Source organism: Sphingobium sp. GW456-12-10-14-TSB1 (genome assembly GCF_059424385.1).
Genome location: NZ_JBWKZI010000001.1, coordinates 57,719 through 70,276 on the forward strand (window position 1 = coordinate 57,719; position 12,558 = coordinate 70,276).

Consider the following 12,558-nt stretch of genomic DNA (forward strand, 5'->3'; position numbering starts at 1 on the left):
CGGTCAGCCCGCGCGGGCGATTGGCGGGGCGCTGTTGTCGATCCTGTCGGCGAGGGGGTAGAGGGTGCGGTTCTCGCGGTCGACCCGTTCGGTCAGCGCGCGGATGACGGCCTGCGTCGCGATACAGAAATCGGCCCATTCGCGTGCGACGCGATCGTCGCTCCACGCGGTCATATAGCTGGAAAAGCTTTCGGCGAGCGCGCCGGTTTCGGCCTGGAGAGTGGCGGCGGTGGTGCGGGTGTGCGCGTCGTCGGCGCGTTGCAGCGCCGGGTAGAGGATGCGGTCCTCCAGCGCGAGATGCCCCATGAGCTGGCGCGCAAGTTGCCAGCGTATCGCGCCGACGCTGCGCGGGTTTGCATGATCGGCGGTCGCCAGCGCCAGTCTGTGCGCTGTGTGGCTGATCTCGTCATGCTGCCGGCGCAATTCGGTCATGTCCATCGCTTCGCCCTTCCGTGTCTACGGATGGCCGATGATGCGTTCGGCAGCTTAAGAAACCGTTGCGGTAGGTATAATTACGGTCGTAAATATACCCGTGGCCCTGCACCATGCGATGCAGGGCCACGGCCGTTGAATCAGCCCGGCTGGTCGGCGCGGCTGACGCCTTCGCCATCCAGGTTGAGCGCGACGAAGTCCCAGTCGATCGCTTCCTTCAGCAGCTTTTCGGCATAGGCCGGGCGCAGGTTGCGATAGTCGATATAATAGGCATGTTCCCACACATCGAGGATCAGCAGCGGCGCATGGCCTTCATGCGCGACCGGCGTGTCGGCGTCATGGTAGGACGTCACTTCCAGCTTGCCGTCCTTGAGGACGAGCGCGGCCCAACCGCTGGCGAAATGGCCAACGGCTTCGGCCTTGAGCTTGTCGACCAGGGCGTCGACCGAGCCGAAGCTGTCGTTGATCATGTCGAGCAGCTTGCCCGACGGCGCTTTCTTTTCGGGCGACAGGCACAGCCAGTAGAAGCTGTGGTTCCAGATCTGGCCGACCTGGTTGAAGAGACCGCCCTTGGACGATTTGATGAGCTCGACCAGCGACTTGCCCTGGAGCGACGCGTCGGCGGCGACCAGTTCATTGGCCTTCACGACATAGGCGTTGTGATGCTTGCCATGGTGATAGTCGAATGTTTCGGCCGACAGGATTTCGCCAAAAGCGTCCTTGGCATAGGGCAGGTCTGGCAGCGTGAAAGCCATGGGAAAACTCCTCGGTTCGTTGATGGGGACGATCGCATAACGAAACTGCGACCTGAAGGCTCCGTGCCACTAGCAGGCTTATTACGCGACCGAAAACAGGATATTTTCGCTTTTCATCTACGGAAATATCCATGTGACATCAGCGTAACGATCGCCTAGACTTACAGGTCGGGTTGTCGGGCCTTGCGCGGCTCCGTTCAGCCCTGCGGTGGCGACGTGCCGCCAATTTCGTCGCTGTCCAGCCGGTCGCCCAGATTGAGGCCATGGCGCATCAGCATGGGGATGTTGGCGGCTGCAAAGACAACCGACACGATGGTCACGCCCCATACCTTGACCGCCAGCCAGCTGTCGAAGCTCATCGTGCGGCGCATCACTTCGTTGGCGATCGCCATGGCGACGAAGAAGATCGCCCAGTTGCGCGACAATTTGCGCCAACCTGTTTCGGACAGGCCATCATAGGCGGCCTGAAGCAGATATTTGAGCAGCGGCTTGCCGCGCATCAGCCCGCCAAACAGCATCAGCGCGAAAAAGCTGTAGATGATCGTCGGCTTGATCTGGATGAAGCGCTGATCATGGAAGTAGATGGTGAGGCCGCCGAAAAACAGCACCAGCGCGGCGGACAGCCAGAGCATGGGCGAGACTTTGCCCAGCTTCCATTTCGACACGATCACCGCGACGACGATGGCCGCCATGAAGGCAGCAGTGCCGACAATCATGCCGAGGAACTTGTAACCCAGGAAAAAGACCAGCAGCGGCCCGAAATCGAGCGCCAGGCTGAGCGTGCCCCCATGTCCGGGGCGTTGGGCGGGTTTGGTGTCAGCCATGGCTGTTTTTCCTATCGTCATCCTGACGAACGTCAGGATCCAGGGCATCGAAGCGCTGCGTGGCGGACTCTGGATGCCGGATCAAGCCCGGCAAGACGGCGATTTCACCGTGCATAGGCGGTCCCGGCGATGGCCCGCGCCATGTCGCCCGGATCGAAGGGGCGCAGATCCTCGATCTTTTCGCCCACGCCGATGGCATGGATCGGCAGGCGATATTTCTCCGCCGCCGCGACCAGCATGCCGCCGCGCGCGGTGCCGTCCAGCTTGGTCATGACCAGGCCGGTGACATGGGCGACTTCCTTGAAAACCTCTATCTGGTTCAATGCATTCTGTCCGGTGGTGGCATCCAGCACCAGCACAACGTCGTGGGGGGCGGCCGGGTTCAATCGGCCCAGCACGCGGCGCACCTTCGCCAGTTCGTCCATCAGTTCGGTTTTGTTCTGGAGGCGGCCCGCCGTGTCGACGATCAGCACGTCGATGCCGGTGGCCGTTGCCTGCTTGACCGCATCGAACACGATGCCCGCCGCGTCGCCGCCTTCCTTGCCAGCGACGATGGGGATGCCAAGGCGGTCGGCCCAGACCTTGAGCTGACCGATGGCCGCCGCGCGGAACGTGTCACCCGCCGCCAGCATCACGCCATAATCCTGTTCCAGGAAATTATGCGCCAGCTTGGCGATGGTGGTCGTCTTGCCGGAGCCATTGACGCCGATCACCAATATGACCTGCGGGCGGGGGAAGGCCTCTATCTCCAGCGGGCGGGCAACGGGGGCCAGCACCTTCTCAATCTCTTCCGCGATAATCTCTCGCAGATATTCCTCGGTCAGTTCCTTGTTGAACCGGCCTTCGGCCAATCGGTCGCGCACCCTGGCGGCCATGGCCGGGCCAAGATCGGTCATGATCAGCGCTTCTTCAATCTCGTCCAGCGTCTGATTGTCGAGCGCTGCCTTGCCGAACAGGCCAGTGAGATTTTCGCCCAGCTTGTCGGATGTGCGCTTCAGGCCGCCGAACAGGCGATCGCGCCAGGAAATAGCATTATCGGTCATTACTGCGCCTCTTGCGCGATCAGCGCGCCATTCTCAAGGCCGGTGATCGTTGCGTGTAGAATCGCGGAGGGGGTCTGCGGGGTCGCAAAGCGCACCGGGGCGAAATTTTCGGCATGGCCGGACAGCCCGCTGCGTTCGACCAGCACCGACTGGCGGGTGCCGACAAGGCTGGCGAGCCAGTCCGCGCGCCGGGCTTCGCAGGCGGCGCGGAGACGGGCGGCGCGGGCCTTGATGGTCGCGCGGTCCACCTGCGGCATGCGCGCGGCGGGCGTGCCGGTACGCGGGGAATAGGGGAAGATATGGCCGTGGACGATGCGGCAATCGGACACCAGCGCCAGGCTGTTTTCGAACATCGCCTCATCCTCGGTCGGGAAACCGGCGATGATGTCCGCGCCGATGCTGATGTCGGGCCGCGCGGCGAGGAGGCGATCGACGATGCGGACCGCGTCGGCGCGGCTGTGGCGGCGCTTCATGCGTTTGAGGATCATGTCGTCGCCAGCCTGCAAGGATAGATGGAGGTGCGGCATCATCCGGGGTTCATGGGCGATCAGGTCGAACAGCCTGTCGTCAATCTCCACGCTGTCGATGGACGACAGGCGCAGGCGAGGGAGGTCGGGCACGCCGGTCAATATGCGTTCGACCAGCAGGCCGAGCGAGGGGCTGCCGGGCAGATCGGGACCATAGCTGGTGACGTCCACCCCGGTCAGCACGATTTCCCGGTAGCCCGCCGCAACCAGTTCCTTCGCCTTTTCAACCACCGCGCCGGCGGGGACGGAGCGGCTGTTCCCCCGGCCATAGGGGATGATGCAGAAGGTGCAGCGATGGTCGCAGCCATTTTGCACCTCCAGGAAAGCGCGGGCATGATCGGCAAAGGCGCTGGCCATATGCGGCGCGGTGTCGCGCACGGCCATGATGTCGGCGACGCGGACCTCTGGCATTGCGCCGAACGGGGGTTGGTATGTTGCCGCCGCCATCTTTTCCCGGTTGCCGATCACGGCATCGACTTCGGGCATGGCGGCGAAGGTTTCCGGCTCGGTCTGCGCGGCGCAGCCGGTCACCATGATCCGCGCGTCGGGCCGGTCGCGGCGGGCGCGGCGGATCGCCTGCCTGGTCTGGCGCACGGCTTCGGCGGTGACGGCACAGCTGTTGACGACGATCAGGTCGTCCTGCCCGCCCGCCATTTCACGGATCGCCTCGCTCTCCGCAATGTTGAGGCGGCAGCCCAGCGTGATGATGTCCGGGCCGCTCATTAGAAGCGCGACCAGTCGGCCTCGCCATCGAACACATGGGTTGCGGGGCCGGTCATGCGGATCGTGCCGCCGGGCGCCCAGTCGATGACGAGATCGCCGCCGGGCAGGCTGACGGTCACGGGGCCGCCGACCAGTTTGCGGCGAATGGCGGCGACGGCGGTGGCGCAGGCGCCCGTGCCGCAGGCGCGGGTCAGGCCAGCGCCGCGTTCCCACACGATCAGGCGGAGATGATTGTCGCCCACGACCTGCGCGAAGTTGACGTTGACGCGGGAGGGGAAAAGCGGGTCCGTCTCTATGATCGGGCCAAGCCGGGCGGTGTCCACCGCGTCCAGATCTTCGACGAAGAAGATGACATGGGGGTTGCCGACATTGACGGCGGCGGGCGGGGGCAGATCCTCCCAGCTGGCGCTCATGGTCAGCGTATCCATGGCGTAGGCCAGCGGAATCGCATCCCAATCGAAGCGCGGCGCGCCCATATCGACGCTGGCGCCGCCTGTCACCGCCTTGGCGTCGAGCAGGCCCGCCCGCGTGCGGATCAGCACGTCGCGGCCCACGAACAACGGCACGCAGCGCGTGGCGTTGCCGCAGGCTTCGACTTCGCTGCCATCGGCATTGAAAATCTGCATCGACACGTCGGCGTCGGGCGCGTTGCCGATCAGGATCAACTGGTCGCAGCCTATCCCGGCATGACGATCGGCAATGGCGCGGGCGCGGCTTTCCGTCATGTCGAGCGCACCGGTGCGCGCGTCGATGACGACGAAATCATTGCCCAGGCCATGCATTTTGGAAAAGCGTCCCATGATGGGGGCGCATGTAATGTGGGGGAAGGGAAAAGGCGAGTCGCTACTTTGGCGCGACCCTGAAGCCTACTCGGAAGGGCTGTATAATCGGGAGCGGATTGCCTGCATCGTCTTTCATGTCCGACGTGTAGAGCGCCTTGGCTTGTGCACATGCGACCTTAACAAGCGCGGCAGAGTTCTTGTATGTAGGATTGGGTTGGCAAAAGGCGACATGGCCCGTCACGTCAATCCTTGTGAGGATGGACACTGCCTCTTCCTCTATGCCGCCAGGAAGCTGTTGCACCTCAATGATCATGTCAGGCTCAATCACAGGCGGCGACTTGGGTAATGGTCGACCGATACCTTTGCCTGGAAGTCGCCAAGTCAAAGTCCCGTTGTAAAGGTCGTAGAGCGGGCTGCCATTTTCATCACGGGCAGATTTGAACTTGGTCCGTATCAACATAATAGCACAGGTCCGCTGATCCAGATCGGGGAAGCCACTGGACTTCGTCACGAAACAGCGGGTCACTTTCCCATCCGGGGCAACGAGCATGGAAAAGCCGACCGGGCCTTCCTCGCGGCGCTTTACCGAACCTGCCGGGTAGTCGAAGTCGCTGAGCCAACTACCGGCAGACGTCGCTGGCATGGCGCGTGTTAGCGCAGCGCCTGCCAATGCAGCCAACATCATACTCATCTGTTCGCCCCCGCCGCCGTCGCCCGTTTCTGCCCATAGAGAAAATACACCACCAGCCCCACGGCATTCCACCCCAGGCAGGCCAATATCGTCTGCATCGGCAGGCTGATGAACAGATAGGCGCAGCCGCCCATCGCGCCGAGTCCGACGAACCAGGCGGCAGGGGTGCGGAAGGGGCGGCGCATGTCGGGGAGACGGCGGCGCAGCACCAGCAGGCACAGGCCGACCGAAGTGAAAGCGATCAGCGTACCGGCATTGGCGAGCGCGGCGATCTCGTCGATCGGCAGCAGGCCGGCGATGATCGCGACCAATATGGCGGTCACCATCGTGATCCGGGCAGGCGTGCCGCGGCTGGAGATTTTGGCGAGGCTTTGCGGCAGGAAGCCGTCGCGCGCCATGACCAGGAAGATGCGGCTCTGGCCATAGAGGAAGCCCAGCAGCACGGTCGGCAGGGCGATGACGGCAGCGATGGCGACGATGCGCGCCACGCTGCCCTGGCCCATTTCGCGCAGGATGAGCGCCAGCGGTTCCGGGCTGTCGGCGAAGCGGGTGAAGGGCATGGCGCCGATCGCGGCGGCGGCGACAAGCACATAGATAAGCGTGCAGGCGACCAGCGATCCGACGATGCCTATGGCCAGATCGCGTTCCGGATTCTTGGCTTCCTCCGCTGCGGTCGAGATGGCGTCGAAGCCGTAAAAGGCGAAGAAGATGATTGCGGCGGCTGCCATGACGCCGCGCTCGACCCCGTCCGGTCCCATATGCTTGGCAAAGCCGAAGGGCATGAACGGTTCCAGATTCTGGGCGTCGAAGGCGGGCAGGGTGAACCAGACGAACAGGCTCAACGTCGCGATCTTGATGAGCACCAGCAGGCTGTTCAGCCGCGCGCTTTCATGCGTGCCGAGCATCAGCAGCCCGGCGACCACGGCGATGATGAAGATGGCGGGCAGGTTGATGAGGCCGCCCAGTTCCGGCCCCTGCGTCAGCGCTTCGGGAAAGCCTATCGCGGTGAGCAATGGCGCGGCATAGCCCGACCAGCCGACCGCGACAGTCGATACGACAAGGCTATATTCGAGGATCAGGCTCCACCCCACGATCCAGGCGATGCCTTCGCCCAGCACGACATAGGAGTAGCTGTAGGCGCTGCCCGCTGCGGGCATCATGGTCGACAGTTCGGCATAGGCAAGCGCGGCGCAGGCGCAGATTGCGCCCGCTATGGCGAAGGAGAGGAGGACGGCGGGACCGGCCCGGTCCGCGCCGACGCCGATCAGCGTCAGGATGCCGGTGCCGACGATAGCGCCCACCCCCAGCGCCAGCAGATGCGGCCAGGACAGGGTGCGCGCCATGCGGTGCTGGTCGCCGCTGGGCGTCATCGCCTCCATCGGCTTGCGGCGTGTCCAGCTCATGATGTTCGGCCCCTCATTCTTTCTGTGTCGCTCGATTGCTGACCCAAAGCGACGGCCCGCGCAAGAGCTGTGCTGGCACGCGACGACTTCTTGCAAGACAGGGCGATGGGACAGGCGTAAAATTGCGGAAATGGGGGAGTAGCGGCAATGGATGGACGGGGGCGTATCGCGGCTGGACCGCATGGGGTGGCGCGCGATCATGGTTTCCATGTCGGGATGGCGGTTGCGATCGCGGCGACCGTGATCGGCGGCTTTGGTTCCTTCGCCCTGCGTGGGCAGGTGGACATCGCGCGCGTGCCCTATTGGGTGCATGTCCATGGCGCGGTGTTCATGGCGTGGACGCTGATCTTCGTGGCGCAGGCCGTGCTGGCGCAGCGCGGGTCGCGGGCCTTGCACCGGCGGCTTGGCTGGATCGCAGCCGGGCTGGCGGTGGTAATGGTGCCGCTGGCGCTGGGGACGGCGGCGATGTCGGTGCGGATGGGCCGGGTGCCGCCCTTCTTCCCCGACACGATCTTCGTGGCGCTGAACCTGCTGGAAGTGTCCGCCTTTGGCGGGTTGCTGATCGCGGCGATCCGCCTGCGCCGCCGGACCGACTGGCACAAGCGGCTGATGCTGTGCGCGATGGTGGCGATGATCGGCCCGGCCTTCGGACGCATATTGCCGATGCCGCTGCTGGGTCCATGGGGTGGACTGGCGGTGATGAGCGGGCAATTGCTGTTCGTGCTGGTCGCCATGGTTCACGATTTGCGCAGCCGGGGCAGGGTGCATGCCGCCTGCTGGATCGGCGCGGCGGTGATCGCTATCGAGGGGCTGGGCGTCCCGATCCTGGCCGCGACGCCGCCCGTCATCGCGCTGACGGACGCGCTTGCACGGTCATAGTTGCATCGCGGGCGTGGCTGGGCTAAGGGCGCGACTGCAATCGGGCGGTTCGACGTCCGGTCCCTGACTTATCCATTGAGCGCGCGCCCGGCAAACGGGTCAGCATCAGGCGCTTTGTATGGACGCTGGTTGGCGAGGTTTCGCCCACCGGCGATTTTGTCGTTTGGCAGGGATGCGCGGATTTTCAGGCCTTTGGGCCAATTGAGGTGATGATGTTCGATTCGCTGAGCGATCGTCTGGGTGGGGTATTCGACAAGCTGCGGGGGCGTGGTGCGCTCACGGAGGACGATGTCCGCGCCGCGATGCGCGAGGTGCGAATCGCGCTGCTGGAAGCCGACGTCGCGCTTCCTGTCGTGCGCCAGTTCGTCGATCAGGCGACCGAGCGGGCAGTGGGCAGCGACGTGCTGCGGTCGGTCACGCCGGGGCAGATGGTCGTCAAGATCGTGTCCGACACGCTCACCGAAACGCTGGGGTCCGACACGTCGGACCTGATGATCGACGTGGCCCCGCCCGCCGTCATCATGATGGTCGGTTTGCAGGGGTCGGGCAAGACGACCTCCACGGCCAAGATCGCCAAGCGGCTGAAGGACAAGGACCGCAAGAAGGTGCTGATGGCGTCGCTCGACGTCCAGCGCCCGGCCGCGCAGGAACAGCTGGCGGTGCTGGGCACCCAGTGCGATGTGGCGACCCTGCCGATCGTCGCCGGGCAGCAGCCGGTCGACATCGCCCGCCGCGCGCTCCAGTCGGCCAAGCTTCAGGGCTTCGACGTGGTGATGCTCGACACCGCTGGTCGCCTGCATGTCGATCAGGCGCTGATGGACGAGATGAAGGCGGTGGCCGATGTGGCGACGCCTGCCGAAATCCTGCTGGTGGTCGACTCGCTGACCGGGCAGGACGCGGTCAATGTGGCGCAGAGCTTTACCGCGCAGGTGCCGCTGACCGGCGTGGTGCTGACCCGGATGGATGGCGACGCGCGCGGTGGTGCGGCGCTGTCGATGCGCGCGGTCACCGGCCGCCCGATCAAATTTGCCGGTACTGGCGAAAAGCTCGACGCGATCGAGATATTCCACCCGCAGCGCGTGGCGCAGCGCATATTGGGCATGGGCGACGTCGTCAGCCTGGTCGAGCGTGCCGCCGAGAGCATCGATGCGGACGAAGCCGACAAGCTGGCCAAGAAAATGGCCAAGGGTCAGTTCGACATGAACGACCTGCGCGCGCAGCTCAGTCAGATGCGCCGCATGGGCGGGTTGGGCGCGCTGGCGGGGATGATCCCTGGCCTTAAGAAAGCGCAGGCGGCGATGGCCAATAGTGGCGCGAACGACAAGACGCTGATCCATCTCGACGCGATGATCGGATCGATGACGCCCAAGGAGCGGGAACGCCCGGCGCTCATCAACGCCAAGCGCAAGATCCGCATCGCCAAAGGCTCCGGCACCACGGTGCAGGAAGTCAACCGGCTCCTGAAAATGCATCAGGAAATGGAAGGCGCGATGAAGAAGATCCGCAAGATGGGCGGCCTTAAAGGGCTGGCCAAGATGTTCACCGGCGGTGGCATGGGCGGATTGGGCGGTCCCGACGGCGGACAGGGCGGCCCGCCCGATCTGTCCGGGCTGGGCGGCCTTGGCGGATTGGGCGGCAACATGCCCAAGCTGCCGCCCGGCTTTCAGAATTTCATGAAGAAGTAGCCCGTCATTCCGGCGGATGCCGGAATCCAGTGTCGGATGGGAATGACCAGTCGCTCTGGATGCCGGATCAAGTCCGGTATGACGATTAATGCAAGTATATTCGTAGTTTACGTCAGAAAGGTAAGTTCCATGGCAACGTCCATTCGTCTCTCGCGCGGTGGTTCCAAGAAGCGCCCTTATTATCGCATCGTCGTGGCCGACAGCCGCGCGCCGCGTGATGGCAAGTTCATCGAGCGCATCGGCAGCTATAACCCCGTCCTGCCCAAGGGCGACGAAAAGCGCGTCGTTCTGGACGTGGAACGCGCGAAGCATTGGGTTGCCGCCGGCGCCCAGCCGACCGACCGCGTCGCCCGTTTCCTCGACGCCGCTGGCGTGAAGGAGCGGATCGTGCGCAACAACCCGAACAAGGGCGTGCCGGGCCAGAAGGCCAAGGACCGCGCCGAAGATCGCGCGACCAAGCTGGCCGAGGCGGAAGAAGCCCGCATCGCCGCCGAGGAAGCCGCCAAGGCACCTGCCGAAGCGCCTGCCGCCGAAGAAGCGCCTGCTGAAGAAGCCGCTGCCGAACAGGCCGAGGGCTGATTCTCTTGACCGACAAGCCCGTCACTCTCGCCGCGATCATCGGCGCGCATGGGGTGGCGGGCGAAGTCCGCCTGAAACTGTTTGGCGACGGGGTGGAAAGCCTCAAAAGCTATGACGGTTTCGATGCGGGCGGGCGCAGGCTGACATTGAAGTCGGTGCGCCCCGGTTCCAATGGTGCGGTCGCGCGCTTTGCCGAAATCGGCGATCGCAGCGCGGCCGAAGCCATGCGTGGCACGGCGCTGACCGTCCCGCGTTCCGCCCTGCCGCCGCTGGCCGAGGGCGAATATTATCATGCCGACGTGATCGGCCTGCCTTGCCTGTCGAGTGACGGCGAAGCGCTGGGCGAGATCATCGCGATAGAGAATTTCGGCGCTGGCGACATTATCGAGGTTCAGCGGCCATCGGTCGAAGGCAAGCCGGGCAAGCGCTTCATGGCCCCGATGCACGCCGTCACGCTGGAAGCCGAACGGGCGGTGATTGACGCGGCATTCGTGGAATAGTATATACTGAACGTATATACGGAGATCCGCGGTGAGCGAAGAGTATAAGGCCAAGATTTTCAAGTCGGGCAACAGCCTGGCCTTGCGTCTGCCCAAGGCTCTTGGCTTCAAGGAAGGGGCCGAAATGACCCTGCGCGAGGATCATGGCCGCTTCACGTTCGAGCCAGCTCAGGACGAGCGCAAGATCGATGTCAGCAAATTCGCGGGCAAGGCACCATGGCTGGAGCCGTTGTCGCGCGAGGATTTCGATGACAGTCCTCGCGATTGGCACCTGATGGGTCGTGATGCGTCCGGGGCATGATGCGGCTGCTGGACACCAATAGCTGCATCTATGTCTTTACCGGCATCTATCCGTCGCTGATTGCCCGGATGGCGGAGCAGGCGGCTGGCAGCCTCTTCATATCGTCCATCACCTATGCGGAACTGGCCTATGGGACGGTGCGGGGCAAGCCGCCGCCGCCCGATGTGCTGGCGGCCTTTGTCGCGGAGATCGCTATTCTTCCCTTCGACGAGGCGGCTGCGCAGGCTTATGCGGCGCTTCCCTTTCGACGCGGCAGTTTCGACAGTCTGATTGCGGCGCATGCCCTGTCGCTGGACGCCGCACTGGTAACCCGCAACGCAGCCGACTTTGCCGATATAGCCGGCCTGCAAATCGAGGACTGGACACGCTGATGCTTCCCTTCCGCCGGGAACTGGACGCTGCCGTCCGCATCGCCTAAGCGGCGATCATGGTTCAGATCCTTACCGCCCTCTATCTCCTTGCGATGCTGGCCGCTGGCTGGCGGCTGTTCGGGCTTGGCTGGTCGCGGGGCGCGAAGCTGGCGGCGGCGATCGGGCTGGTGTGCCCCGTGCCACTGCTGGTGCTGCTGCCCGGCCTGATCCATCCTGAGCGCCCCTTTGCCGACCTGCTGCGCGCCATCGGACTGGCGCTGCTGGCCTGTGGCGCGCTGTGCCTGGCGGGAGGGGTGTCGGCGGCCTGGCTGCGTGTGCGCCGGCGATGAGCTTTGCCGCGCAGATATTGACGCTCTACCCGGAGATGTTTCCGGGGCCGTTGGGCGTGTCGCTGGCGGGGCGGGCGCTGGCGGAAGGGCGCTGGTCCTGCGCGCCGATCCAGATCCGCGACTTTGCCACCGACAGGCACCGCACGGTCGATGATACGCCAGCAGGCGGCGGCGCGGGCATGGTGCTGCGTGCGGACATCATAGCGCGCGCGGTCGATCATGCGATCGCGCAGCGGCCCGACCTGCCGGTCATCGCCATGACCCCGCGCGGCGCGCCGATCACCCAGGCGCGCGTCCGCGCGCTGGCCGATGGTCCCGGCGCGACGATATTATGCGGGCGATTCGAGGGGTTTGACGAGCGAATCTTCGATGCCCGGCCGATCGAGCAGGTCAGCATGGGTGACATCATCCTGTCGGGCGGGGAAATGGGCGCGCTGATGCTGCTGGATGCTTGCGTCCGGCTGCTTCCCGGTGTAATGGGCGCGGCTTCCAGTGGGGTGGAGGAGTCCTTTGAAACGGGGCTGCTCGAATATCCGCACTATACCCGACCAGTCGAATGGGAGGGGCGCACGATCCCGCAAGTGTTGCGATCGGGGGATCATGCGAAGATCGCCGCCTGGCGGAAACAACAGGCGGAGGTCGATACACGGTCACGGCGGCCGGACCTTTGGGAACGTCACATCGGCGTTCGGGTCCAGTCGCCCTCTGGCGCGCAACGCGACTTGAAGGACTGA

General features: G+C 64.5%; 16 protein-coding genes. 8 read left to right on the forward strand and 8 right to left on the reverse strand.

What is annotated here, in order from left to right; genetic code table 11:
• Positions 1–3: 3 nt before the first annotated feature.
• The 8 genes from AC07X9_RS00305 to AC07X9_RS00340 all read right to left on the reverse strand — a co-directional run bounded on the left by AC07X9_RS00305 (position 4) and on the right by AC07X9_RS00340 (position 7,180).
• Positions 4–438, reverse strand: coding sequence for a hemerythrin domain-containing protein (locus AC07X9_RS00305; protein ID WP_017181051.1), 435 nt, complete (start codon positions 436–438; stop codon positions 4–6).
• A 134-nt stretch (positions 439–572) separates the two neighbouring features.
• Entirely contained in the window at positions 573–1,187 is a 615-nt protein-coding gene (locus tag AC07X9_RS00310) for a superoxide dismutase (RefSeq protein WP_017181052.1), read from the reverse strand.
• Positions 1,188–1,384: 197 nt separating this feature from the next.
• On the reverse strand, positions 1,385–2,011 hold the full coding sequence (gene ispZ, locus AC07X9_RS00315; protein ID WP_017181053.1) for a septation protein IspZ: 627 nt from the start codon (positions 2,009–2,011) through the stop codon (positions 1,385–1,387).
• 104 nt (positions 2,012–2,115) lie between these two features.
• The gene (gene ftsY, locus AC07X9_RS00320; RefSeq protein WP_017181055.1) at positions 2,116–3,054 is read right to left on the reverse strand and encodes a signal recognition particle-docking protein FtsY; all 939 of its coding nucleotides are present in this window, start codon (positions 3,052–3,054) and stop codon (positions 2,116–2,118) included.
• Positions 3,054–4,304: a tRNA (N(6)-L-threonylcarbamoyladenosine(37)-C(2))-methylthiotransferase MtaB gene (gene mtaB, locus AC07X9_RS00325; RefSeq protein WP_017181056.1), complete on the reverse strand. Its 1,251-nt coding sequence runs from the start codon at positions 4,302–4,304 to the stop codon at positions 3,054–3,056. The genes ftsY and mtaB overlap by 1 nt, the downstream gene beginning before the upstream one ends.
• On the reverse strand, positions 4,304–5,104 hold the full coding sequence (gene dapF, locus AC07X9_RS00330; protein ID WP_026002048.1) for a diaminopimelate epimerase: 801 nt from the start codon (positions 5,102–5,104) through the stop codon (positions 4,304–4,306). Before dapF ends, mtaB begins: the two co-directional genes overlap by 1 nt.
• A gap of 43 nt (positions 5,105–5,147) precedes the next feature.
• Entirely contained in the window at positions 5,148–5,777 is a 630-nt protein-coding gene (locus AC07X9_RS00335; RefSeq protein ID WP_017181058.1) for a TonB family protein, read from the reverse strand.
• Positions 5,774–7,180, reverse strand: a complete 1,407-nt coding sequence (locus AC07X9_RS00340; RefSeq protein WP_017181059.1) for an amino acid permease — start codon at positions 7,178–7,180, stop codon at positions 5,774–5,776. Before AC07X9_RS00340 ends, AC07X9_RS00335 begins: the two co-directional genes overlap by 4 nt.
• A 147-nt stretch (positions 7,181–7,327) precedes the next feature.
• Here AC07X9_RS00340 and AC07X9_RS00345 point away from each other — a divergent pair, with 147 nt between their 5' ends.
• The 8 genes from AC07X9_RS00345 to trmD all read left to right on the forward strand — a co-directional run bounded on the left by AC07X9_RS00345 (position 7,328) and on the right by trmD (position 12,558).
• Positions 7,328–8,059 (forward strand): hypothetical protein, encoded by a 732-nt coding sequence (locus AC07X9_RS00345; RefSeq protein WP_017181060.1) that lies wholly within the window; start codon positions 7,328–7,330, stop codon positions 8,057–8,059.
• A gap of 209 nt (positions 8,060–8,268) precedes the next feature.
• On the forward strand, positions 8,269–9,744 hold the full coding sequence (gene ffh / locus AC07X9_RS00350) for a signal recognition particle protein (RefSeq protein WP_017181061.1): 1,476 nt from the start codon (positions 8,269–8,271) through the stop codon (positions 9,742–9,744).
• 129 nt (positions 9,745–9,873) lie between these two features.
• Complete coding sequence (gene rpsP, locus AC07X9_RS00355) at positions 9,874–10,323, forward strand: 30S ribosomal protein S16 (protein ID WP_017181062.1); 450 nt, start codon at positions 9,874–9,876, stop codon at positions 10,321–10,323.
• 5 nt (positions 10,324–10,328) lie between these two features.
• On the forward strand, positions 10,329–10,823 hold the full coding sequence (rimM, locus tag AC07X9_RS00360) for a ribosome maturation factor RimM (RefSeq protein ID WP_017181063.1): 495 nt from the start codon (positions 10,329–10,331) through the stop codon (positions 10,821–10,823).
• A 31-nt stretch (positions 10,824–10,854) separates the two neighbouring features.
• The gene (locus AC07X9_RS00365; protein WP_017181064.1) at positions 10,855–11,124 is read left to right on the forward strand and encodes an AbrB/MazE/SpoVT family DNA-binding domain-containing protein; all 270 of its coding nucleotides are present in this window, start codon (positions 10,855–10,857) and stop codon (positions 11,122–11,124) included.
• On the forward strand, positions 11,121–11,495 hold the full coding sequence (locus AC07X9_RS00370) for a type II toxin-antitoxin system VapC family toxin (protein ID WP_017181065.1): 375 nt from the start codon (positions 11,121–11,123) through the stop codon (positions 11,493–11,495). Before AC07X9_RS00365 ends, AC07X9_RS00370 begins: the two co-directional genes overlap by 4 nt.
• A gap of 56 nt (positions 11,496–11,551) precedes the next feature.
• Positions 11,552–11,824 (forward strand): hypothetical protein, encoded by a 273-nt coding sequence (locus AC07X9_RS00375; RefSeq protein ID WP_017181066.1) that lies wholly within the window; start codon positions 11,552–11,554, stop codon positions 11,822–11,824.
• Positions 11,821–12,558: a tRNA (guanosine(37)-N1)-methyltransferase TrmD gene (gene trmD, locus AC07X9_RS00380; RefSeq protein ID WP_017181067.1), complete on the forward strand. Its 738-nt coding sequence runs from the start codon at positions 11,821–11,823 to the stop codon at positions 12,556–12,558. Before AC07X9_RS00375 ends, trmD begins: the two co-directional genes overlap by 4 nt.

Excerpts from the sequence above, each read along its gene's own strand:
- AC07X9_RS00335 (WP_017181058.1), bottom strand. The coding sequence starts at position 5,777 with ATGAGTATGATGTTGGCTGCATTGGCAGGCGCTGCGCTAACACGCGCC.
- dapF (WP_026002048.1), bottom strand. The coding sequence starts at position 5,104 with ATGGGACGCTTTTCCAAAATGCATGGCCTGGGCAATGATTTCGTCGTC.
- ftsY (WP_017181055.1), bottom strand. The coding sequence starts at position 3,054 with ATGACCGATAATGCTATTTCCTGGCGCGATCGCCTGTTCGGCGGCCTG.
- AC07X9_RS00370 (WP_017181065.1), top strand. The coding sequence starts at position 11,121 with ATGATGCGGCTGCTGGACACCAATAGCTGCATCTATGTCTTTACCGGC.
- AC07X9_RS00310 (WP_017181052.1), bottom strand. The coding sequence starts at position 1,187 with ATGGCTTTCACGCTGCCAGACCTGCCCTATGCCAAGGACGCTTTTGGC.
- AC07X9_RS00340 (WP_017181059.1), bottom strand. The coding sequence starts at position 7,180 with ATGAGCTGGACACGCCGCAAGCCGATGGAGGCGATGACGCCCAGCGGC.
- mtaB (WP_017181056.1), bottom strand. The coding sequence starts at position 4,304 with ATGAGCGGCCCGGACATCATCACGCTGGGCTGCCGCCTCAACATTGCG.
- rpsP (WP_017181062.1), top strand. The coding sequence starts at position 9,874 with ATGGCAACGTCCATTCGTCTCTCGCGCGGTGGTTCCAAGAAGCGCCCT.
- AC07X9_RS00345 (WP_017181060.1), top strand. The coding sequence starts at position 7,328 with ATGGATGGACGGGGGCGTATCGCGGCTGGACCGCATGGGGTGGCGCGC.
- ispZ (WP_017181053.1), bottom strand. The coding sequence starts at position 2,011 with ATGGCTGACACCAAACCCGCCCAACGCCCCGGACATGGGGGCACGCTC.
- AC07X9_RS00375 (WP_017181066.1), top strand. The coding sequence starts at position 11,552 with ATGGTTCAGATCCTTACCGCCCTCTATCTCCTTGCGATGCTGGCCGCT.
- ffh (WP_017181061.1), top strand. The coding sequence starts at position 8,269 with ATGATGTTCGATTCGCTGAGCGATCGTCTGGGTGGGGTATTCGACAAG.
- AC07X9_RS00305 (WP_017181051.1), bottom strand. The coding sequence starts at position 438 with ATGGACATGACCGAATTGCGCCGGCAGCATGACGAGATCAGCCACACA.
- trmD (WP_017181067.1), top strand. The coding sequence starts at position 11,821 with ATGAGCTTTGCCGCGCAGATATTGACGCTCTACCCGGAGATGTTTCCG.